Here is a 24,133-nt window from a genome sequence, read left to right on the forward strand (position 1 = left end):
GACGACGCGCCTGCGGGTCTCGCACGCCTTCCACTCGCCGTTGATGGATCCGATGCTGGAGGAGTTCCGCACGGTCGCGGAGAGCCTGTCGTACGAGGCTCCGCGCATCGCGGTGGTCTCCCACCTGACCGGCGCCGTGGCGAGCGCCGAGGAGCTGTGTTCGGCCGGGTACTGGGTACGTCACGTCCGCGAGGCCGTGCGCTTCGCCGACGGCATCCGGACCCTCGCCGAACATGACGTGACCACGTTCCTGGAACTGGGCCCGGACGGCGTGCTCTCCGCCATGGCCCAGGAATCCGCACCTGAAGACGCGGCGCTCGTACCAATGCTTCGTAAGAACCGGTCCGAGGAGCTGTCGGTTGTTGCGGCGTTGTCCCAACTGCACGTGTGTGGCGTGGTGGTGGACTGGGCGCGGTTCTTCGAGGGCACCGGGGCGTCGCGGGTGGATGTTCCGACGTACGCCTTCGAGCACCAGTCGTTCTGGCCTCGGAGCCTGCGCGGCGGCGCTGATGACGCGGCGGCGGTCGGACTGGTGTCGGCCGGTCACCCCCTGCTCAACGGCATAGTGGAGCTGGCCGAAGGCGAGGGCGTGCTGTTCACCAGCCGCTTGGCGATCCAGTCGCATCCGTGGTTGGCCGATCATGCCGTGAGGGGCCGGGTCCTGGTGCCGGGCACGGCGTTGCTGGAGTTGGCGGTCCGAGCGGGCGACGAGGTCGGCTGCGACCGGGTCGACGAACTGACCCTGGCAGCGCCGCTCGCCCTCCCGGAGCGCGGTGCGGTTCAGGTGCAGGTCGCGATCGGTACTCCCGATGAGTCGGGCCGGCGTTCGGTGGGAATCCACTCTCGACCGGAGGGCGCGGACTCGCCCTGGACGCAGCATGCCTCGGGTGTGCTGGCAGTCGGAGGCCGGGCATCCGTTGACGGCTTTGATGCGGCGGTGTGGCCGCCTGCGGGCGCCGTGGCGGTGGATGTCGAGGGCTGCTACGAGCGCTTTGCCGAGCTGGGCTTTGCTTACGGCCCGGTCTTCCAGGGTCTGCGGGCCGCGTGGCGGCGGGATGGCGAGGTCTTCGCCGAGGTGAGCCTGCCGGAGAGTGCGGGGAGCGATGCGGAGGCGTTCGGCCTGCATCCTGCCCTGCTGGACTCTGTGTTGCATGCGGGGTGGTTCTTGGACTCGTCGGGTGAGGGTGGTGGTGTGCCGTTCTCGTGGAGTGGAGTGTCGCTGCTGGCGTCGGGTGCCTCTGCGGTCCGGGTGAGGCTGGTGCGTGAGGTGGGTGGCGCGTTGTCGATCGTGGTGGCGGATCTGTCCGGGGCGTTGGTCGCGTCGGTGGAGTCGCTGGCGATGCGTGCGTTGTCGACGGAGGGTCTGGATGACGCGGCTGGGCTGACCAGGGACGCGTTGTTCCGGCTCGACTGGGTGCCGGTGCCGGCTTCTGCGTCCTCGGCAGGGGAGCCGCAGAGCTTGGCGGTGGCGGGCGAGGACGTGTTCGGCCTGGCCGACGCCCTTCGGGACATGGGCGCACACTCTGAACAGGCCGCAAACCCGGGGGCGTTGACTGCACGTGACTCCGTCATGCCGACAGTGGTGCTGATCCCGGTGGCGGGGGAGCGGGGCGCTGACACTGCGGACGCGACGCGGTCGCTGACGCATCGGGTTCTGGAGCAGATCCAGGAGCGGCTGTCGGACGAGAGGTTCGCGGAGTCCCGCTTCGTCTTCGTGACGCGGGGCGCGGTGGAAGGCCATGACCTGGCAGCGGCGGCCGCACGTGGCCTCGTGCGGTCGGCGCAGTCGGAGAATCCGGGTTGCTTCGGTTTGGTGGATCTGGATCCGGCGGGACCGGTCACGCTGCCTTTGATCGCGCTGAGTGCGGATGAGCCGCAGGTGATCGTGCGGGGCGGTGGTGTTCTGGTCGGTCGGCTGGTTCGCAGGGCGCCTGCGGACCAGGACGTGAGTCCGGTGTGGGGTGGTGATGGCCGTGTGCTGATCACTGGTGGTACGGGTGGTCTGGGCGCGGTGGTGGCCCGTCATCTGGTGACGGAGCACGGTGTGCGCCGTCTGCTGTTGGTCAGCCGTCGGGGCCTGGGCGCCGAGGGCGTCGAGGAGTTGGTGGGTGAGCTGTCGGAGCTGGGTGCCGAGGTCCTGGTCGAGGCGTGCGATGTCTCTGACCGGAGTGCGCTCTCGGCTCTGCTCGCCCAGCACACCGTCTCCGCGGTGATTCATGCGGCGGGTGTGCTGGACGACGGTGTGGTGGGTTCGCTGACGCCGGAGCGGCTGGATGCCGTGTTGCGGCCGAAGGTGGATGCGGCGTGGAATCTGCATGAGCTGACCCGTGGTGCTGGGTTGTCGGCGTTTGTGGTGTTCTCGTCGGTCGCGGCGATGTTCGGTAGTGCGGGGCAGGGCAATTACGCGGCGGGCAATGCGTTTTTGGATGCGTTGATGGAGCGTCGGCGGGCGGAGGGTCTGCCGGGTGTGTCGTTGGCGTGGGGTCCGTGGGAGCAGTCCGGTGGGATGACCGGGACTCTGGCGGAGGCTGATGCCGAGCGGATGGCTCGTGCGGGTGTGCCGGCGTTGTCGGTGGCGTTGGGTGTGGCGTTGTTCGATGCGGCGTTGGCTGCGGGTGATGCTGTGGTGGCGCCGGTGCGGTTGGATCTTGCGGTGTTGCGGGCGCTGGGTGATGTTCCGGTGCTGTTGCGGTCGTTGGTCCGGGTGCGGTCGCGTCGTGCGGTTGCTGCGGTGGGCGGGGTGGCTGCGGGTCTGGTGGAGCGGCTGTCGGCGCTGACGGTGGTGGAGCGCCAGGAGGTGTTGCTGGACCTGGTGCGTGGGCAGGTCGCGCTGGTTCTGGGGCATGCGGACGCCAATGCGGTCAACCCGGAGCGTGCCTTCCGCGAGCTGGGCTTCGACTCGCTCACGGCCGTCGAACTGCGCAACCGGCTCAACACCGTGACCGGGCTGCGGCTGTCGGCCACGCTGGTCTTCGACTACCCGACGGTCGAGACACTGGTCGCCCACCTGCTCGACGAATTGCTCGGTGCGGACGCGACAGTGGCTCTCCCGATCGCGGCGTCTGCGCAGTCGGTGGCCGACGACCCGATCGTGGTCGTGGGCATGAGCTGCCGGTATCCGGGCGGGGTGACCTCACCCGAGGACCTGTGGCGACTGGTCACCGAAGGCAGTGATGTGATCTCGGCCTTCCCGACCAACCGTGGTTGGGACGTCGACGGACTCTTCGACCCGGACCCCGACCACAAGGGCACCTCCTACACCCGCTCGGGCGGATTCCTGCACGACGCGGGCGAATTCGACCCGGCGTTCTTCGGGATGAGCCCGCGCGAGGCGCTGGCGACCGACTCCCAGCAGCGACTGCTGTTGGAGACGTCGTGGGAAGCGATCGAGCGGGCGGGCATCGACCCGGTCTCGCTGAGGGGCAGCGCGACCGGCGTCTTCGCCGGTGTCATGTACAACGACTACAGCGCAGTGCTGGCAGGCCCGGAGTTCGAGGGCTTCCAGGGCAGTGGCAGCTCCCCCAGTCTGGCGTCGGGCCGAGTGTCGTACACCCTGGGTCTTGAGGGTCCGGCGGTGACGGTGGACACGGCGTGTTCGTCGTCGCTGGTGGCGATGCACTGGGCGATGCAGGCGCTGCGCAGTGGTGAGTGCTCGCTGGCGCTGGCCGGTGGTGTGACGGTGATGTCGACTCCGGCGGTGTTCGTGGACTTCGCCCGGCAGCGGGGTCTGTCGGCCGATGGCCGGTGCAAGGCGTTCTCCGAGTCGGCCGACGGTGTCGGCTGGTCGGAGGGCGTGGGCATGGTGGTGCTGGAGCGGCAGTCCGACGCGGTGCGCAACGGGCACGAGATCCTGGCCGTGGTGCGGGGCAGTGCGGTCAACCAGGACGGTGCGTCCAACGGTCTGACGGCGCCCAACGGTCCCTCGCAGCAGCGTGTGATCCGTCAGGCGCTTGCCAGCGGCGGTCTGTCGATGGACGACGTGGATGTGGTCGAGGCGCACGGTACGGGCACCACGTTGGGTGACCCGATCGAGGCGCAGGCGTTGTTGGCGACGTACGGGCGGGACCGTGACGAGGGCCGGCCGTTGCTGCTGGGCTCGGTGAAGTCGAACATCGGCCACACTCAGGCCGCCGCCGGTGTCGCCGGTGTCATCAAGATGATCATGGCAATGCGGCACGGTGTGCTCCCGCAGACGCTGCACGTGGACGCCCCGTCCTCGCACGTGGACTGGTCCGCGGGCGCCGTGGAGCTGCTGACCGAGTCGACGCCGTGGCCCGAGACCGGCCGCAGGCGCCGCGCCGGCGTCTCGTCCTTCGGCATCAGCGGCACCAACGCGCACGTGATCCTGGAGCAGCCGGCGCACGTCATTCAGGGAACCGTCCTGGACGGTACGGAAACCTCTGCCGCCGAGTCCGGTGCGGCGCCGTGGATTCTCTCCGGCAAGACGCCGGAGGCGCTGCGCGGCCAGGCCGCCAGGCTGCTGGCTTCGTTGGAGGAGCGGCCGGAGCTGCGGCCGGTGGATGTCGGCTATTCGCTGGCCACGGGCCGCTCGAAGTTCGACCACCGCGCGGTGGTGCTGCCGGGCGCCTCCGCCGATGCGGTACGAGCCCTCGCGGCTTTGGCATCCGGTGCCCCGCATCTTTCGGTGGTGTCGGGTGCGGTGGTCGGTGGCAGGTCGGCGGTGTTGTTCTCGGGTCAGGGTTCGCAGCGGTTGGGGATGGGCCGGGAGTTGTACGGCCGCTTCCCGGTGTTTGCCGAGGCGCTGGATGCGGCTCTGGCTGTACTGGGTCCGCTGCTGGAGCGCCCGCTGCGTGAGGTGATGTGGGGCGAGGACGTCGAGCTGCTGAATGAGACGGGCTTCACTCAGCCGGCGTTGTTCGCCATCGAGGTGGCGTTGTTCCGCCTGGTGGAGTCGTGGGGTGTCAAGCCCGATTTCGTGGCCGGGCATTCCATCGGTGAGATCGCCGCCGCGCATGTGGCGGGGGTGTTCTCGCTCAAGGACGCGGCCCGGCTGGTGGCGGCGCGGGCGCAACTGATGCAGGCGCTGCCGGCGGGTGGTGCGATGGTGGCGGTGCGGGCGGCGGAGGACGAGGTGCTGGCGCTGCTGGCCGAGCGGGAGGGCCAGGTCTCTATTGCGGCGGTCAACGGCCCGTCGTCCGTAGTGATCTCCGGTCATGAGGACGTGGTCCTGGAGGTCGCGGCGCGACTGGAGGAGGACGGCCGCAAGGCCACCTGGCTGCGGGTCTCGCACGCGTTCCACTCGCCGTTGATGGATCCGATGCTGGAGGAGTTCCGGACGGTCGCGGAGAGCCTGTCGTATGCCGAGCCGGTCATCCCGGTGGTGTCGAACCTGACCGGGGTGGTGGCGTCGGCCGAGGAGCTGTGTTCGGCCGGGTACTGGGTGCGGCATGTCCGTGAGGCCGTGCGCTTCGCCGACGGCATCCGGACCCTCACCGAACAGGGCGTGACCACGTTCCTGGAACTGGGCCCGGACGGGGTGCTCTCCGCCATGGCCCAGGAATCCGTGCCCGAGGGGGCCGTGACCGTACCGGCACTCCGCAAGGGCAGGGACGAGGAACTGACCGCGCTCACCGCGCTGGCTCAGCTGCACGTCCGGGGTGTTCCGACAGAGTGGACGGCGTTGTTCACCGGGGCGCGACGAGTTGCTGTACCCACCTATGCCTTCCAACGCCAATGGTTCTGGCCGGCCGGGCCCCTCGGGGGCACTGGGGACGTACGCGCCGCCGGGCTGGAATCCGCTGGACACCCGCTTCTGGGTGCCACGGTTGAATTGGCCGGAACCGAAGGCGCGTTGGTCACAGGCCGACTGTCCGTACAGGCGCAGCCGTGGCTCGCCGACCATGTGGTGATGGGCCGGGTCCTCCTTCCGGGGACGGCTCTGCTGGAGCTGGCGATCCGGGCGGGCGACGAGGTCGGCTGTGATCGCGTCGAGGAGCTGACACTGGCCGCGCCGCTCGTCCTGCCCGACCATGGTGCGGTTCAGGTTCAGGTCGCAGTCGGTGCTCCCGACGAGTCGGGCCGGCGTTCGGTGGAGATTCACTCCCGCCTGGAGGGCGCGGACTCACCCTGGACGCAGCATGCCTCGGGTGTTTTGGCGGTGGGTGACCAGGCATCGGCTGATGACTTCGATACTGCGGTGTGGCCGCCTGCGGGTGCGGAGGCGCTGGACGTCGGGGGCTGCTACGAGCGGTTCGCGGAGCTGGGCTTCGCTTACGGCCCGGTGTTCCAGGGTCTGCGGGCCGCGTGGCGGCGGGGCGGTGAGGTCTTCGCCGAGGTGGGCCTGCCGGAGAGCGCGCAGGGTGATGCGGCCGCGTTCGGTCTGCATCCGGCTCTGCTGGACTCGGCGCTGCACGCTTCCATGCTCGTCGGTGAGGCGAGCGGCGAGGGCGGTGGTGGTCTGCCGTTCTCGTGGGAGGGTGTGTCGCTCGTCGCGTCGGGTGCTTCCGCGCTGCGGGTGCGGATCGCTCCGGTGACCGGTCGGGACGCGGTGTCGATCTCCGTGGCCGACCTGTCCGGGGCGCCGGTCGCCTCAGTCGACTCACTGCTTGTACGCGCGGTGACGAAGGAGGAACTGAACGGCTCCGCCGATGGGGCCGCGGACTCGCTGTTCGGCCTGCAGTGGATGCCGGTGACGGCGGTGTCCGAGGCGCACGCCCCGGGCTCGGTCGTCGTCCTCGGCCCGGATGCGTTCGGCCTCGCCGAGGTACTGGCCAAGTGCGGTACCAATGCGCAGACATACGCCGATCCGGCGGCGCTGACGGCCGGTGAACCCCCGGTACCGGCCACTGTTCTGGTGAGCATCGCCAGTACGGGCGAGAGCGATGTCGTGGAGTCGGTTCACACACTCACGGCTGAGGTCCTGGCTCTGGTGCAGGGCTGGTTGGCTGAGGAGCGGTTCGCCGGCTCGCGGCTGGTGTTCGTCACGCGCGGCGCTGTGGCCGTGGACGGCGGCACGGTGGCCGACCTGGCGGCGGCCTCCGTATGGGGGCTGGTGCGGACGGCACAGACGGAGAACCCCGGCAGCTTCGGACTGCTGGACCTCGCCACCGGCGCTCCGTCCCCGTCCGCGCTGCGAAAGGCACTCGGCAGCGACGAACCGCAACTGATCATCAGCGACGACATCGTCCGCGCTGGACGACTCACCCGCGTGTCCCTCCCCAGTGACGAGAGTCAGGACGGGAACGAGGCATCTGTGGTGGGGTTCGGTGAGGGTACGGTCCTGGTTACTGGTGGTACGGGTGGGTTGGGTGCGGTTTTGGCCCGGCATTTGGTGGTGGAGCGTGGTGTGCGTCATCTGCTGTTGGTGAGCAGGCGGGGTGCGGAGGCTGTGGGTGCGGCTGAGTTGGTCGCGGAGCTGTCGGCGCGGGGTGCGTCGGTGTCTGTTGTGGCGTGTGATGTCGCTGATCGGGTGGCTGTGGCGGAGTTGCTGGCCGGTGTGTCGGTTGAGTGTCCGTTGTCGGCTGTGGTGCATGCGGCGGGTGTGCTGGATGACGGTGTGGTGGGTTCGCTGACGCGGGAGCGGCTGGATGGGGTGTTGCGTCCGAAGGTGGATGCGGCGTGGCATCTGCATGAGTTGACGCGTGAGGCTGGGTTGTCGGCGTTTGTGGTGTTCTCGTCGGTGGCTGGTGTGTTCGGTGGGGCGGGGCAGGGTAATTACGCGGCGGCGAATGCGTTCCTGGACGGGTTGGTGGCGCGGCGTCGGGCCGAGGGTCTGGCGGGTGTGTCGTTGGCGTGGGGTCCGTGGGACCAGGCGGGTGGCATGACGGGGGGTGTGAGTGAGGCGGATATGCAGCGGCTGGCCCGTTCGGGTATGCCTCCGCTTTCCGTGGAGCAGGGCCTCACCCTGTTCGACACCGCACTCGCCTCGGGCGAGACCGCAGTGGTGCCGGTCCGGCTGGATCTCGCCACCCTGCGATCGCAGGGCGAAGCGCCCTCGCTTCTGCGGGCGTTGGTTCGAACCCGCCTTCACTCCCGTCGGAGCGCGGTCGCGGGATCGGTCACTGCCCAGGGGCTGCTCGCCCGACTGGCCGGACTGACCGCGGCTGCCCGCCGCGAGGCACTGCTGGATCTCGTGCGCGATCAGGTCGCTCTTGTGCTCGGCCACACCGGTGTGGCAGCCGTGAGCCCCACGTCCCAGTTCAGGGAATTGGGCTTCGACTCGCTGATGGCGGTGGAACTGCGGAACCAGTTGAGCGCGGTGACAGGTCTGCGATTGACCGCCACGCTGATCTTCGACTACCCGACCGCGACAGCGCTGGCCGACCACCTCAGGGACGAGCTGTTCGGCACCGACACCCAGGCCGCGGTCCCGGTCGGGGTGCTGCCGCCGGTGGCCGACGATCCGATCGTGGTCGTGGGCATGAGCTGCCGGTACCCGGGTGAGGTCGCCTCGCCGGAGGATCTGTGGCGACTGGTCACGGAGGGGACGGATGCTGTTTCCGGCTTCCCGACCAACCGGGGCTGGGACGTCGACGGGCTCTACAACCCCGACCCGGCCCACGCGGGCACGTCGTACACCCGGTCGGGCGGTTTCCTCCAGAACGCGGGCGATTTCGACCCGGCGTTCTTCGGGATGTCGCCGCGTGAGGCGATGGCGACGGACTCCCAGCAGCGACTGCTGCTCGAAGCGTCGTGGGAGGCGATCGAGCGAGCAGGCATCGACCCGGCGTCGCTGCGGGAAAGCCGGACCGGCGTGTATGCCGGTGTGATGTACAACGACTACGGCACCACCCTGAACGGCAAGCAGTTCGAGGGCCACCAGGGCCAGGGCAGCGCCGGGAGTGTCGCCTCGGGCCGGGTGTCGTACACCCTGGGTCTTGAGGGTCCGGCGGTGACGGTGGACACGGCGTGTTCGTCCTCGCTGGTGGCCATGCACCTGGCCGCTCAAGCCCTGCGCAGTGGTGAATGCACCCTGGCCCTGGCCGGCGGTGTGACGGTCATGTCGACCCCCGGCACGTTCGTGGAGTTCTCCCGGCAGCGGGGTCTGTCACCCGATGGCCGGTGCAAGGCGTTCTCCGAGTCGGCCGACGGTGTCGGCTGGTCGGAGGGCGTGGGCATGGTGGTGCTGGAGCGGCAGTCCGACGCGGTGCGCAACGGTCACGAGATTCTGGCCGTGGTGCGGGGCAGTGCGGTCAATCAGGACGGTGCGTCCAACGGTCTGACGGCGCCCAACGGTCCCTCGCAGCAGCGTGTGATCCGTCAGGCGCTTGCCAGCGGCGGGTTGTCGGCCGGGGACGTGGATGTGGTCGAGGCGCATGGCACCGGTACGTCACTGGGTGACCCGATCGAGGCGCAGGCGTTGTTGGCGACGTACGGGCGGGACCGTGACGAGGACCGGCCGTTGCTGCTGGGCTCGGTGAAGTCCAACATCGGCCACACCCAGGCCGCCGCCGGTGTCGCCGGTGTCATCAAGATGGTGATGGCGATGCGGCACGGAGTGCTCCCGCAGACCCTGCACGTGAGCGAGCCGTCGTCCCATGTGGACTGGTCGGCCGGTGCCGTGGAGCTGCTGACCGAGTCGGCCCCGTGGCCGGAAGCGGGCAGGGCGAGGCGCGCGGGTGTGTCGTCCTTCGGGATCAGCGGTACGAACGCGCACATCATCCTGGAACAGCCCGAGCAGGTCGCCGAGATCGTGCACGACCCGGCCGCTTCCACGTCCGCATCACCGGGCGTGGTGCCGTGGGTCCTGTCCGGCAGGACGCCGGAGGCGCTGGCTGCCCAGGCGGCACGGTTGCTGTCGGTGGTGGACGCCGAGACGGCTCCCCGTCCGGTGGACGTCGGTTACTCGCTGGTGACGAGCCGGTCGGTGTTCGAGCACCGTGCGGTGGTGCTGGCGGGTGACTCTGCCGATGCGGTACGAGCCCTCGCGGCTTTGGCATCCAGTGCCCCGCATCTTTCGGTGGTGTCGGGTGCGGTGGTCGGTGGCAGGTCGGCGGTGTTGTTCTCGGGTCAGGGTTCGCAGCGGTTGGGGATGGGCCGGGAGTTGTACGGCCGCTTCCCGGTGTTCGCGGAGGCGCTGGATTCCGTACTGGTGCTGCTGGACGGCGAGTTGGGCCGTTCGCTGCGTGAGGTGATGTGGGGCGAGGACGCCGAGCTCCTGAACGAAACGGGCTTCACTCAGCCCGCGTTGTTCGCCATCGAGGTGGCGCTGTTCCGGCTGGTGGAGTCGTGGGGTGTCAAGCCCGACTTCGTGGCGGGGCACTCCATCGGTGAGATCGCGGCGGCGCATGTGGCGGGGGTGTTCTCGCTCAAGGACGCGGCCCGGCTGGTGGTGGCGCGGGCGAGGCTGATGCAGGCGCTGCCGGCCGGTGGTGCGATGGTGGCGGTGCAGGCGGTGGAGGACGAGGTGCTGGCGCTGCTGGCCGAGCGGGAGGGCCAGGTCTCGATCGCGGCCGTCAACGGCCCGTCGTCCGTGGTGATCTCCGGTGACGAGCAGAAGGTCCTGGAGGTCGCGGCGCAACTGGCCGAGCTGGGGCGTAAGACGACGCGTCTGCGGGTTTCGCACGCGTTCCACTCGCCGTTGATGGATCCGATGCTGGAGGAGTTCCGGACGGTCGCGGAGGGTCTGTCGTTTGCCGAGCCGGTCATCCCGGTGGTGTCGAACCTGACGGGGGTGGTGGCGAGCGCCGAGGAGCTGTGTTCGGCCGGGTACTGGGTACGTCACGTCCGCGAGGCCGTGCGCTTCACCGACGGCATCCGGAACCTCGCCGAACAGGGCGTGACCACGTTCCTGGAGCTGGGCCCGGACGGCGTGCTCTCCGCCATGGCCCAGGAATCCGCACCTGAGGACGCGGCGCTCATACCGATGCTCCGCAAGGACCGGGACGAGGAATTGACCGCGCTCACCGCGCTGGCTCGCCTCCACGTGCGCGGTACGGTGCCCGACTGGACCGCGGTGTTCGCCGGAACGGGCGCGCGTCGGGTCGAGTTGCCGACGTACGCCTTCCAGCACCAGTGGTTCTGGCCGGCCGGTTCGCAGGCCAGTGCGGCCGGGGACGTACGAGGTGCGGGGCTCGGTTCGGCCGAGCATCCGTTGCTGGGTGCGGCCGTCGAACTCGCCGCGGGCCAAGGGGTGCTGTTCACCGGGAGGTTGTCGGTCCAGTCGCACCCGTGGCTCGCCGACCATGTGGTGATGGGCCGGGTCCTCCTTCCGGGGACGGCTCTGCTGGAGCTGGCAATCCGGGCGGGTGACGAGGTCGGCTGCGACCGGGTGGAGGAGCTGACGCTGGCCGCGCCGCTGACCCTTCCGGAGCGCGGAGCGGTGCAGCTGCAGGTCGCAGTCGGTACCCCCGACGAGTCGGGCCGGCGTTCCGTCGGCGTCTACTCCCGTCCCGAAGGAGCGGCGGACGCACCGTGGACGCAGCACGCCACGGGCGAACTGACCGGCCGTTCCGAAGAAACGGAGAGCGGCTTCGATGCGACGGTGTGGCCGCCTGCGGGTGCGGAAGCGCTGGACGTCGAGGGCTGCTACGAGCGGTTCGCCGAGCTGGGCTTCGCTTACGGCCCGGTGTTCCAGGGTCTGCGGGCCGCGTGGCGGCGGGACGGTGAGGTCTTCGCCGAGGTGAGCCTGCCGGAGAGCGCGCAGGGTGATGCGGCCGCGTTCGGTCTGCACCCCGCTCTGCTCGACTCGGCGCTGCACGCTTCCATGCTCGTCGGTGAGGCGAGCAGCGAGGGCGGTGGTGGTCTGCCGTTCTCGTGGGAGGGCGTGTCGCTGCACGCGACAGGCGCCTCGACTCTGCGGGTGCGGCTCGCGCCGCTCGGCAAGGACGCGGTCTCCGTGGCCGCCGCCGACACCTCCGGGGTGCCGGTCGCCTCGGTCGCCTCGCTGCTGGTGCGGAGGGTCTCCAGCGAACAGCTGAACGGGCCCGCCGGAGTCGGCAGGGATTGCCTGTTCGGTGTGGAGTGGATGCCGGTCACGGCCGTGACCGCGCTGGATGTCCAGCAGCCGGTCGCCGTCCTCGGCCCGGATCCGTTCGGCCTCGCCGACGTACTGGCCGAGTCCGGTGCGAGCGTGGAGACGTACGCCGATCCGGTGGCGCTGGCGGCGGGGGAGTCCCCGGTGCCGAGCACTGTTCTGGTCGGTGTCGCCGATACGTCCGGCAGCGACATCCCGGGGTCGGCGCACGCGCTGGCCGCTGAGGTCCTGGCTCTGGTGCAGGGCTGGTTGGCTGAGGAGCGGTTCGCCGGCTCGCGGCTGGTGTTCGTCACCCGCGGCGCTGTGGCCGTGGACGGCGGCACGGTGGCCGACCTGGCGGCAGCCACCGTGTGGGGTCTGGTCCGAGCGGCGCACTCGGAGAACCCGGGCTGCTTCGGACTGCTGGATCTCGACCCGGCGGCCGGCGCCGACGTATCGGCGCCGGCCCTGCGGGCTCTCGGCTCCGACGAACCGCAGGTGGTCCTCCGGGGCGGCGAGGTCAGGGCCGCCAGGCTGGACCGCGTGCCGCTCCCGGAGCCAGTCGTCCCGGCAGACGGCGAGACAGGAGAGACTGACGAGGCCCCTGTGGTGGGGTTCGGTGAGGGTACGGTCCTGGTTACTGGTGGTACGGGTGGGTTGGGTGCGGTTTTGGCCCGGCATTTGGTGGTGGAGCGTGGTGTGCGTCATCTGCTGTTGGTGAGCAGGCGGGGTGCGGAGGCTGTGGGTGCGGCTGAGTTGGTCGCGGAGCTGTCGGCGCGGGGTGCGTCGGTGTCTGTTGTGGCGTGTGATGTCGCTGATCGGGTGGCTGTGGCGGAGTTGCTGGCCGGTGTGTCGGTTGAGTGTCCGTTGTCGGCTGTGGTGCATGCGGCGGGTGTGCTGGATGACGGTGTGGTGGGTTCGCTGACGCGGGAGCGGCTGGATGGGGTGTTGCGTCCGAAGGTGGATGCGGCGTGGCATCTGCATGAGTTGACGCGTGAGGCTGGGTTGTCGGCGTTTGTGGTGTTCTCGTCGGTGGCTGGTGTGTTCGGTGGGGCGGGGCAGGGTAATTACGCGGCGGCGAATGCGTTCCTGGACGGGTTGGTGGCGCGGCGTCGGGCCGAGGGTCTGGCGGGTGTGTCGTTGGCGTGGGGTCCGTGGGACCAGGCGGGTGGCATGACGGGGGGTGTGAGTGAGGCGGATATGCAGCGGCTGGCCCGTTCGGGTATGCCTCCGCTTTCCGTGGAGCAGGGCCTCACCCTGTTCGACACCGCACTCGCCGGAGAGCGGGCCCTCGTACTGCCCGTGCGGCTGGACCTGGCCGCTCTCAGGACGCAGGGTGAGATACCGGCTCTGCTCCGCGGGCTGATCCGTACGCCGTCCCGGCGGGCGGTGACCGCAGCTCCGCAGTCGGCCGAGTCGCTCGGTCAGCGGCTGAACGCCATGCCGGAGGAGGAGCGGCGCGACGTTCTTCTGACGCTGGTCCGCGATCAGGCGGCAGCGGTTCTGGGGCACGCGGGCGGGTCGGCGGTAGGGGCCTCGCGGCAGTTCCAGGAACTGGGCTTCGACTCCCTGACGGCGGTGGAGTTCAGGAACCGGCTGAACGCGGCCACCGGGCTGCGCCTGCCGGCCACCCTGCTGTTCGACTACCCCACCCCCGTCGCCGTCGTGGACCACCTGTGGTCCCGGCTCGTGACGGAGGAGGCCGGCGGCGCCGGATCGGTGCTTGCCGTGCTCGACCGTCTGGAGAAGGCGATCACGGAGATGACGGTCGACGCGCAGGAGTTCAAGCACGTCGCCGGACGGATCGAGGTGCTGCGGACGAAGTGGGCCGAGCTGCGCCGGGAGTCGGCGAACGACACCGGAGAGCTCGACCTGGAGGCGGCGTCGGACGACGACGTGTTCGCTCTCCTGGACGACGAACTCGGACTGTCCTGAACCGCGGAGGCTTCGGGCAGGGGCGGAACTCCCTCCCCGAAGCCTCCGCCCACGGGGGACTTGCAGGCGGTTCGTGCCCTCACGAGGGGGTTCCGTCACCAATGTCCGCGCAGAGACTAGGGAATTTCCCACTGTCCCGCCTAGTGGAATGGGGGCGTCGGCCACCGGGTCGGCAGTACCGGCCGGCGAGGCGGGCGACGTCAGTCGTCCGTCCGCTCTGTTCGGCAGGAGCACCGCATGGAACGTCGGCTGCATCGGCGCGGGCAAGGTGCGCGCGGTGTGCGGCGTTCCGGCGCGCTCTCGTGACAGTGGTCCGGTCCCCGGACCGCTGCGCGGTTCAGGGCGTCCGGCCCAGCTCTAGGAGGATGCAAGACGATGACGACCTCCACCGAGGAGAGTCTCTGGGCACGGTGCTTCCATCCGGCACCGGACAGCTCGGAGCAACTCTTCTGTTTCCCCACGCGGGTGGCTCGGCGTCTTTCTACTTCCCGGTCTCCGCTCAGCTCTCCTCCGTGGCAGAGGTGTTCGCGGTTCAGTACCCCGGCCGTCAGGACCGGCGCAAGGAAACCAGCCCCGGCGATCTGGAAGTCCTGGCCGACCAGGTCTACGAGGCGTTGCGCAAGCAGCTCAGGGCCCGGCCCACCACGTTCTTCGGGCACAGCATGGGCGCGACGATCGCCTTCGAGGTCGCGCGGCGTTTCGAGGCCGACGGCGGTGAACTCTCCCATCTGTTCGTCTCGGGCCGGCGCGCACCGTCCCGCCACCGCGACGAGAGTGTGCACACACGCAGCGACGACGGCATCGTCGCGGAGCTGAAGCTGCTGTCCGGTACGAACACGGCGCTGCTCGGCGACGAGGAGATTCTTCGGATGATCCTCCCCGCGATCCGCAGCGACTATCAGGCCATCGAGACCTACCGCTGCGACCCGGACACAACGGTACGGGCCCCGATCTCGGCGCTCACCGGCGACAGTGACCCGAAAACCTCGCTGGACGAGGCTGAGGACTGGAGCCGGCACACCACGGGCGCCTTCGATCTGAAGGTCTTCCCCGGCGGGCACTTCTACCTGAGTGCACAGGCTCCGGCGGTGATCGCGTTACTGCGGAAACATCTGTCCACCGGCAGGTGAGCGGCCGCCCGTCCGGGTGAGCGCTCCCCGGGGGCGTCCACTCGTCCGTTCGCGTCCGGTCCGCCTTCTCGTGGGGGCCGGCCGGATGCCCGGCCGCCAGTGCCGCCCGCACGGCCGGTGCCCGTGCGACCGAGCCCAAATACGGCTCCCGTACGGCGCGTTGGTCACCGGCGCGGAGGGCACTCGACCAGTTCGCGTAGGTGTACGCCGCATTCCGGGCGGCGTCGCGTGATCTATGGTGCGGGATTTGTGATCATGTATCTCACGTCCGTTCATCGTTGCGTGTCAACTGCTTTTGCGGGATGGGGCGGAAAGCGGCGACGTGTGACTGCGCCCGTCGCGTTCCCCGAGAGGCGAGGAGACCTCGATGCTGGAACAGGCCGACCTCTCCGGTTTGTCCAGCGCCCTGGTCGGGCGCAGTCATGAGCTGCGGGTTCTGACCCGGCAGGCCGAGGCCGCACGCTCCGGGCGCGCGGGGCTGGTGATCCTTTCCGGTCCCGCGGGCATTGGGAAAACCAGCCTCCTCCAGACGTTCCTCAACAGCGACACGTGCCGCGACATGACCGTGCTGAACGGCTCCTGCGGCGAAGTTGTCGCGGGGACGGGGTACGGGGGCGTGCGCGAGCTGTTCGGTTCGCTGGGGCTGAGCGGTGCGGACGCCAGGAGCTCCCCTCTGCTGCGCGGCCCCGCCCGTCGTGCTCTGCCCGCGCTCACCTCCGGACAGATCGACCAGGAAAACCCCAGCGCCTCCGCCGCCTATCCGGCGCTGCACGGGTTGTACTGGTTAGCGGCCAACCTGATGGTGGACCGCCCGCTCGTCCTTGTGCTCGACGACGTGCACTGGTGCGACGAACGCTCCCTGGCCTGGGTGGACTTCCTGCTGCGGCGCGCGGAGGATCTTCCGCTGCTGGTGGTGCTCGCCCACCGCAGTGAGGCCGAACCGGTCGCCCCCTCCGTGCTGGCCGACATCGCGGCGCAGCGCAGCCCCACCATGGTGAGGCTGGCGCCGCTCACTCGCGCCGCCGTCGGGCAGCTGGCGCGGCAGGTCTTCCGGACGCCGGTCGCATCGGCTTTCGCCGACCGCGCCGCCACCGTCTCCGGCGGCAACCCCCTCAGGCTCAGCCGGCTCCTGGGCGAGCTGCGCGCCAGGGGCGTGCGGCCGGACGAAGAAGGAGTACGCAGAGTCGCCGAGGTGGGGGCCTCCGTGATCGCGTCCTCCGTGATCGCGCTGCTGGACAGCCTGCCGCTGTGGGTGCGGGAGGTGGCGCGTGCCATCGCGGTCCTGGGCGAGGAGACCCCCGAGCTGGTCGGCATGCTCGCCGAAGTGCCCCCGCGCGCGTCGCACAGGGCATCGCCGTACTGCGGCGTGCCGAGGTGCTCGCGGCGGACCGTGCGGACCTGGCGCACGACGTGATCCGCGCGTCCGCGCTCGAACCCGTCGGCGCGGAGGCACTGGCCGAGCTGCGCACCAGAGCCGCGCTGCTGCTGAGTGACGCCGGGCGGCCCGCCGAGGAGGTCGCGGGCCGGCTCATGCTCCTGCCGGCCCTCACACAACCCTGGATGCCGGCGGTGCTCCGTGAGGCGGCTGCCCAGGCCGAGGGGCGGGGCGCGCCCGAAGCCGCCGTCCGCTATCTGCACCGGGTGCTTGAGGCGGAACCGGACAGTGTGCCGGTACGTATCCAGCTGGCGGCATCGCTCGCGGAGACCAATCCGCCGGACGCCATCCGGGTGCTCGAAGAGGCACTGGGCCTGGCCGACGACGTACGGACCAGGGCCATGGCCGCCGTGCGGTACGGCATGGTCTGCCTGGCCGTTCAGCGCTCGCCCGAAGGCGTGCGAGTCCTCGAAGCGGTTCTGGCGGAGCTGGAGGCCGAACTGGGGCCCTGCCCGGACCCGTCCGACCGTGAACTGCACACACTGGTCGAGTCGACCCTGCTGATCGTAGGGTCGGACGAGAAGTCGACCGTCGCCGCGACGCTGGACCGGGCCGCGCTGCTGACCGCGCCTCCCGGAGACACGCCCGCCCAGCGCCAGATGCTCGCGATGATGACCGTCCTGTCCGCGATGGACGGTCGCTCGGCGGAACAGACGGTCGAGCAGGCCCGTCGCGCGCTCACCTCGCCCGGGGGTGAGCCGGAGGCATGGTCGTCGCTCGCCTCCTCCTTCGCCCTCAGCCTCGCCGACGAGGTCGAAGGGTCGCTGGGCGCGCTGGACCGCACGCTGGAGCGCAGCCAGGAGAACGCCGCGGTCTGGACCTTCGTGCTCGCCCTGTCCACCCGCGCCCTGGTGCTGCACGGAGCGGGCGCGTTTCCCGACGCGCTGGCCGACGCGCAGACCGCGTTCGAGATCGTCGGAGCGGAGAAGTGGGGGAGCGGCAGCGCACTGCCGCAGATCACGTTCGCGACCCTCCTGGTCGAGCGGGGAGAGGCCGAACAGGCCGAGACGGTGTTCCGCGCGATCAGACGCTCCGGTCTTGAGCGGTACGTACTGCAGTACCACCTGAGTCTGATGGCGCGGGCGCGGGCCCGCTGGGCGGTCGGTGACTGGGACGCGGCTCTCGCCCTGTATCTCGAATGCGGCCGGTCCCTCGATGAGTCCCGGTTCAGCAATCCGGTCTTCGCGCCCTGGTGGTCCGAGGCGGCCTGTCTGCTGGCGGTCATGAACCGGGGTGGCGAAGCGGGCGAGATGACCGAGTACGGCACCGAACTGGCCCAGCGCTGGGGCACACCGCGCGCACTCGGGCTCGCCGCACTCGCCCGCGGAGCGATCACCCCCGGCGCCGCGGGCATCGAGACGCTCACCGAAGCGGTCGCCGCCCTGGCGGATTCGCCTGCCAGGGCGGATCACGCCAAGGCCGAATTCATCCTCGGCCGCGCCCTGTTGAAGACGGGCGACCACCGCGGCGCCCGGGAGCATCTGCGCACCGCCACCGACCTCGCGCAGCGCTGCGGAGCCCTGGCGCTCGGTGGCGCCGCGCGCAGACTACTGGTCACCGCGGGCGGCAGGATGCGGAAGATGAGCGCCTCGCCTCTGGACATGCTGACCGGAATGGAACGCAGGGTGGCGGGTCTCGCCGCGGCCGGCGCCAGCAACCGCGCCATCGCAGAAGCCCTGTTCGTCACCGTACGCACTATTGAGACGCATTTGACCGGTGTCTACCGAAAGCTGGGCGTGAGTGGGCGTACCGAACTCGGGGCCGCGCTGTGCACACCGGACATCCCTGAGGGGCCACGTCCCGGCCGGGAATCCGAATCACGTTGGCGACGCTGAGGCGAACGGGCGGGGCCGTGCGTGTGACTGGCCAGAACACCGATAATCCGACTGTGCGACCCCTGGAGCCGACATGCGGGCCGGACGGCTACCGGGGAAGTGTTTGTCCGCCTGGACAGCGCCGTGCGCGCAGGACACCGGTCTTCCCGTCCGCCGCCCCGGACGAGGGGCGCTGGGGCTGGGAGCCCCGGGTGGGGCGGCTGGGCCGCGCGAGGCCCGACGTGCTGTACGCGGCCGTCCGGCATGTCGGTAAGACCGGGCCGCGACCGCTCTGTGCCCGGCCGGCCCCGGCTCCGGGCCGGCAGCGTGACCGCCGGTTCGATCGAGCCATGACATCGTTGCCTAACTCGGTCGAGGCGGCCCCGAGAAGCCGTCCGCCCACGGGGCGGACGTGCGGTGTCCGGCCCGTGACGCGGGCCTGTCCACCGCCCCCGCGCCGGACGCCGACGGTGGGTCACCGGTCGGGTCCGCCGAGCCGGCCGGTGGCGACAGCGTCCGGCTGCACAGAACGAGGGGAGACACCGGTGGCCGCCACCCCGCCCCGGCGGTCGAGCAATCCACGGAACATTGGCCGGGGCGCGGCCGCCTGCACCGTCCGAAAACAGACCAACCGGGAGATCGCGGATCGGCTCTCCCAGGACGGATGCGTGATGCACCCGCTTTCGGGGGTTGCCCGTCGAAAGCTCGGTGTCACCGGGCGTCAGGAACTGTGTGTGCAGCTGAGGGACATGAGAGATCGGCCGAGCGATGCTTCTTGAGCGGGAAGGAGAGCTGGACCGGCTGAGAGCCGCGCTGCGAGCCGCCCAGGAAGGCGACTCCTCGGTGATCCTGCTGGCGGGGCCGCTCGGCATCGGCAGAACCGCTTTGCTGCGCGAACTTGCCCGTACGGCCTGCGCCGCGGACGTACGCGTCCTGCGGGCGAACGCCGCCCCGATGGAGCGGGACTTCGCGTTCGGCGTGGTGCGCCAGCTGCTCGACAGTCTGCTGTCCGGCGCGACCGAGACGGAACGCAACCGGTGGGCGCGGCGGCCCGACCGCGTGGCCCGGCTGATGTCCGGCGTCGACGATCTGCCGACGGTGCACCCGCCCTCCGCAGCCGCGTTCGAGGAATGCCTGCACGGCCTGCGCTCGCTTCTGGCCGACGTCAGTGAGCACACCCCGCTGCTGATCCTCGTCGACGACCTCCAGTGGGCGGACTCCTCCTCCCTGCGCTGGCTCGCCCGCCTGGCCGGACAGTTGGAGGGTCTGCGGGTGATGCTCGTCTGGACGCTGCTGGACGGCGATCAGGGAGCGGGCCCTGCCCTGGTGCGTCAGCTCGTCGACGCCACGCGGACCCTGCGCCCCGCCGCGCTGTCGCGCGACGCCGTCCGGGCCATGATCCTCGAACGGTGCGGCGCGGCCGGACACGAGGAGTACGTACGCGCCTGCCATGAGGTGAGCCGCGGCAACCCGCTGTTCCTGACATCGCTTCTGCTGGGCATGGAAGCACAGGGCCACACTGTGGCCGACGAACACGCCGACCGGGTGCGCGCCCTGCGGCCCGCAGGGCTCCGGGAGCGGCTGGCGAGCCATCTGCGGACCCGGCCACGTGTGGTGCGCGAGGTGGCCGTGGCGGTCGCCGCCTTCGGCGGCCAGGGGGACCCGGCGCTCATCAGGGAACTGGCCGGAGTGGACGAAGACGGCTTGGGCACAGCGCGGCGCGCGCTGCGCGAGGCTGGACTGCTCACCGACGCAGGCGAACTGCGCTTCGTGCACCGCGTCGTGCAGGATGCCGTGGAATCCACCTTGACGGTGGCCGAGCGCGAGCGGCGGCACGCCGCCGCCGCGGACCTGCTGTACACCAACGGCCGTCCCACCGAGCAGATCGCCGACCACCTGATGGCCACCACCGCCATCGGTCGTCCCTGGGCGACGACAGTACTGCGGGCCGCGGCCGCCACCGCGATACGGCAGGGCGCGCCCGAGCGTGCCGCCCGCTATCTGCGCCGGGTGCTGCTCAGCCACCGTGCCCAGGGTCAGGCCCGGGCCGGGCTGCTGGTCGAACTGGCCACCGCTGAGGCGGACTTCGACCCCGAAGCCTGTTTGCGCCATGTCGTGCAGGCCATCCCTCTGCTGGCGACGGCACGCGACCGGGCCGTCGCCGTCCTGTGTATACCGCCGCCGCTGCTCGGCGCGGTGCACTCCTCCACCACCGAGCTGCTGCGCAGGGCCGCCGAGGGACTCGGCCCGCACGCCGGACTGGACGGTCCGACGCGCGAGCTGGGACTGCGACTGGAAGCCCGGCTGCGGCACTGCGGGCACGAGAACCCGGGCGAACTGGCCTCGTCCGTGGAGCGTCTGCACGGGCTGGGGCAGGAGCCCCCGGTGTATTCCGCGGCCGAACGCGAACTGATGACCGTGCTGCTCTTCTCCGTCACCCTCACCGGCCGCCTGCCGGCGGCCGAGGCGGCTCGCACGGCCGGCCGGATCCTGGAGCGCGAGCCGGTCGCATCGGGGTGTGCGAACACGGTGCTTCCCCTGGTGGTCGCCACGTTGTTCGCCGCCGAGTCGGTGGAGACCGTGGCTACCTGGCTCTCCACCCAGCATCGGAACCGACGGCGCAACCCGGCCGGTGCCGACGCGGTGCTCCTCTTCGCGGAGCGGGCGTTCGTCCTGGTCTCGCAGAGCAAACCCACTCTGGCCCGCGAATACGTCGAGCGCGCTCTGGCGCTGCCCGACGCCAACTGGCGTGAGGTGTCCACGATAATCCTGTCCTCTGTGGTGCTCGAACTGCGCGATCCGTTGCTCAGCGAGCAGGTCCTGGCCAGGGCCGGGCGGCGCAGGCCGACGGGTCTGGCCCTGGCGGCCTCGCTGCGGATTCTGCGGGCATCGGTGGACGCCCAGCGGGGCCTGCGGGCGCAGGCGCTGGAGAGTCTGCTCGCGTGCGGTCGGCAACTGGACGTATCGGGATGGCGCAATTCGGCGCTCTTCCCCTGGCGCCCGCAGGCCATCGGTCTCTATCAGCGCCTCGGTGACTCCCGTTCCGCGCTGCGGCTCGCCGAGGAGGAACTCGCCTGGGCCCGTTCGTGGGGGGCACCCGCCGCGCTGGGCCGCGCCCTGCGGCTGATGGGCTGGCTGCAGGGCGCCCAGGGCGTCCCCCTGCTGCGCGAGGCCGTCACGGTCCTGCGCGATTCGTCGTTCGGGCTCGAACTCGCCAGGACGCTCGTACTGCTGGGACGGCAGCTGGGCAGCGGCCCCGAGGCGGAGGCCGTACTGCGCGAGGCGGGCACCCTCGCGGCGGCCTGCGGTGCCCCGTGGCTGGTCGAACGGGCGGAAAACGGTCTGGGCGCCCCCACGGAACCGAAGACCGCGATCCTCACCCGCAGCGAGCGCAAGGTGATCACCCTGGCGAGCCGGGGCCTCACCAACCAGGAAATTGCGGATGAATTCGGAGTGAGTTCACGGGCCGTAGAGAAACATCTGACGAATTGCTATAGGAAACTTGGCATCTCGGGCCGCCATGAGCTGGCGGACACCCTCCCCGCGTAGGCTCCCGCGCTCAACTGTCAGCGGCATGCTACAGAAAGCCGTGCCTGCCGTCTCGCATGGCCCTGTCCGGCTCACCGCCGCCAACCTCAAGAGAACCTCAAGTCGGACCGAATTGGGTGGATGCCGCCAATGCGGCATGTCGAGCACTTCCTGTCCCGGCGCCTTCGCGGACCACCGAACCATCCATGCTTGGGACCACAGCTTTAGCTACGCGAAGAGGGGGCTTGTTGACGTCCAACCATGCCACTACCTACTCTCCATTCGGTAACGGATAACCCTTGATGAGGGTGAGTGAGGCCCGACCGGCAGAGTTATCCTACGCGCAGGAAAATGTTCAATATGCTCAGTGAATCGGGGGACCCGAAAGGATGGCGGCCTCGTGGTGATTGCTGTACCCGCAGAATCGGCTCAGATCATAATAAGTGACCTCGAACCCGGCCAGAACGGGTACGCACACGCCCAGCACTTCGACCAGTCGGGGCTGTGCATGGCGTCACTCGATCCCACACTCACCGTCCAGCAGGCGAACGAGGAGTTCTTCCGGCGCTTCGGCGACTCCTCGGCCGACGTCTGCGGCCGCAACTTCCGCGACCTGGTGCACCCCAGTGTCCAGCAGCCGCTGATGCGCCAGTTCTCCCGGCTCGTGGAGGGCAAGCGCCAGCGGTTCGCCTCGCACGTGGTGGCGGTGGGGCCGGAGGACTCCGCCTTCGCCGGAACTCTCACCGCCGCGGCCGTGAGCGGGGACACCCCCGACGTGGCCGCGATCCTGGTGCTCATGAGCTCCTCGGACGAGGGACAGGACGCGGGCGTCGTGACCCATCGCAAGAAGATCCTCTCCGAGATCGACGCCCGCATACTCGAAGGCATCGCCGCAGGTCAGTCCACTATTCCCCTGGCTTCCAGGCTCTACCTGAGCCGGCAGGGGGTCGAGTACCACGTCACCGGGCTGCTCCGGAAGCTCCGGGTGCCCAACCGGGCCGCCCTGGTCTCCCGCGCCTACTCCATGGGCGTCCTCAACGTCGGCACCTGGCCGCCCAAGGTCGTCGAGGACTTCGTCAAGTAGCGGCGCGGGCGTAGCCGACCGCCAACGGCCACGCCCGCCGAGGGCAGCAACCGCAGCAGACGCAGGAACCCGCCGGATCGTGGAAAATACCACGGTCCGGCGGGTTCCTGCGTTCCGCCCGCACTCCCGGTCCGCTCTTTCGGCCCGCTACCCACGCATTTGGTTGCCCATTGCACGGAGATAGCTCCTTGTGCGACCGTTTGTGCGGCGAGGTTGCCCGCTTGCTGTGGCTTTCGGGGAATCGGTGTTACCGATGGTGCGTCCTGCGGGAAGCAGGCCCGGGGAACCATCCGTGAATCCGTTGATTCATATCGTTCTGCTGCGACAAGACTTCTGCTTCGCCTGTTCACGTGTACCTGCGATAGGGGAGCCGGGGCTTCCTCGGTAATTAGGTGCGATGGCCAAATTTAAGGCGCCCGGTGTCCCAATGGAATGGCCGCCATGTGAGTTTGGGTGTCTCTGCTTGTGGTTCTCGTGCCCGCATCGACCTGTGTTGCCCGTGGGGTGCGGCGGCGGTCGGGGCCCAGTGCGCGGTATCTCGCCCTTGGGTGGAGTCCTCATGGTCGGTTTGAGGAAACGTTTGTAGCGGCAGATTGCTGCGGCGAGCCCGAGAGAGTGTTGGCCGCGGAGAGCCCGACGCGTGGAGGCGGTCCGTCCGCGTCGGACACGACGTGCACCTTGGAACCCGGCGTGCACCGGTCCACGAGGGCCCCGGCCGGGTATGGATCCGCGATCTCCAGACCCGCCTCTACCGCATCCTCATCGAGATCCGGGACGGGCAGCGGGCGCTTCAGCCCTACGCGCAGGGCACGGCGCAGGCGGGGGCGGACTTCTGGGACGAGCTGACGTGGCTGGAGAACGTGGCGGAGGAGTTCCAGCGACTCCACCGGCACGCGGAGCCCTATGGCTGCCGGAGGTGACGGTCCGGCAGAACGACGCAACCGGCTTCGTTCCCCGCCCGGTTGCCCGAGCCGGGCCCTCCTTGTGTCCCGGTGCGCCGATCCGGGCTCTACCGGTCATTCCCGTGCTTCCAGGTCCCGTCGGGTGCGTCAAGGACCAGACGGGATGATCGGTAGCAATACGGACCGGGCGCTCCCGCCGTTCACGGGCCGTCCCCTACGTCGTCAAGTCAGCCGCGCCGCCCCCGATTCCCGTGCCGCGCACCGGCGCCCGCATCGCATCGGGCGCCAAACGGGCACGCCCAGGCGCCCAACCGGGCAGCACCGGCGGCGGCCCGTCGCACGACCGTCCAGGTGACCAGCGACGACGATATTGGCGAAGCGGGCACGAACG

At 70.0% G+C, this 24,133-nt stretch carries 7 protein-coding genes (1 of these 7 running past the window's edge); all 7 read left to right on the plus strand.

Translation table 11 applies throughout. The features are described from left to right. Positions 1 to 13,849, plus strand: the 3' portion of a protein-coding gene (locus Sfulv_RS28920) for a type I polyketide synthase (protein WP_256669307.1). Its footprint begins 1,316 nt before the window's first position; only the last 13,849 of its 15,165 coding nucleotides appear in the window; its start codon lies beyond the left edge, outside the window; it ends in the stop codon at positions 13,847 to 13,849. A gap of 365 nt (positions 13,850 to 14,214) precedes the next feature. Further along, entirely contained in the window at positions 14,215 to 14,979 is a 765-nt protein-coding gene (locus Sfulv_RS28925; RefSeq protein WP_173317339.1) for a thioesterase II family protein, read from the plus strand. Between the two features lie 367 nt (positions 14,980 to 15,346). Then, positions 15,347 to 16,393, plus strand: a complete 1,047-nt coding sequence (locus Sfulv_RS31015) for an AAA family ATPase (RefSeq protein WP_256669188.1) — start codon at positions 15,347 to 15,349, stop codon at positions 16,391 to 16,393. Further along, a complete protein-coding gene (locus tag Sfulv_RS28930) occupies positions 16,354 to 18,249 on the plus strand; it encodes a helix-turn-helix transcriptional regulator (protein ID WP_256669189.1) in 1,896 nt (631 codons plus the stop codon). The genes Sfulv_RS31015 and Sfulv_RS28930 overlap by 40 nt, the downstream gene beginning before the upstream one ends. A 747-nt stretch (positions 18,250 to 18,996) precedes the next feature. Next, positions 18,997 to 21,777 carry a helix-turn-helix transcriptional regulator gene (locus Sfulv_RS28935; RefSeq protein ID WP_173317340.1) on the plus strand — a complete coding sequence of 927 codons (2,781 nt, stop codon included), beginning with the start codon at positions 18,997 to 18,999 and terminating at the stop codon, positions 21,775 to 21,777. A 418-nt stretch (positions 21,778 to 22,195) separates the two neighbouring features. Continuing rightward, entirely contained in the window at positions 22,196 to 22,840 is a 645-nt protein-coding gene (locus Sfulv_RS28940) for a helix-turn-helix transcriptional regulator (RefSeq protein WP_256669308.1), read from the plus strand. Between the two features lie 671 nt (positions 22,841 to 23,511). Further along, positions 23,512 to 23,760, plus strand: coding sequence for a DUF6545 domain-containing protein (locus Sfulv_RS28945; protein ID WP_173317342.1), 249 nt, complete (start codon positions 23,512 to 23,514; stop codon positions 23,758 to 23,760). Positions 23,761 to 24,133: the final 373 nt, after the last annotated feature.

The organism is Streptomyces fulvorobeus, assembly GCF_013167895.1.
Classification (GTDB): domain Bacteria; phylum Actinomycetota; class Actinomycetes; order Streptomycetales; family Streptomycetaceae; genus Streptomyces; species Streptomyces fulvorobeus.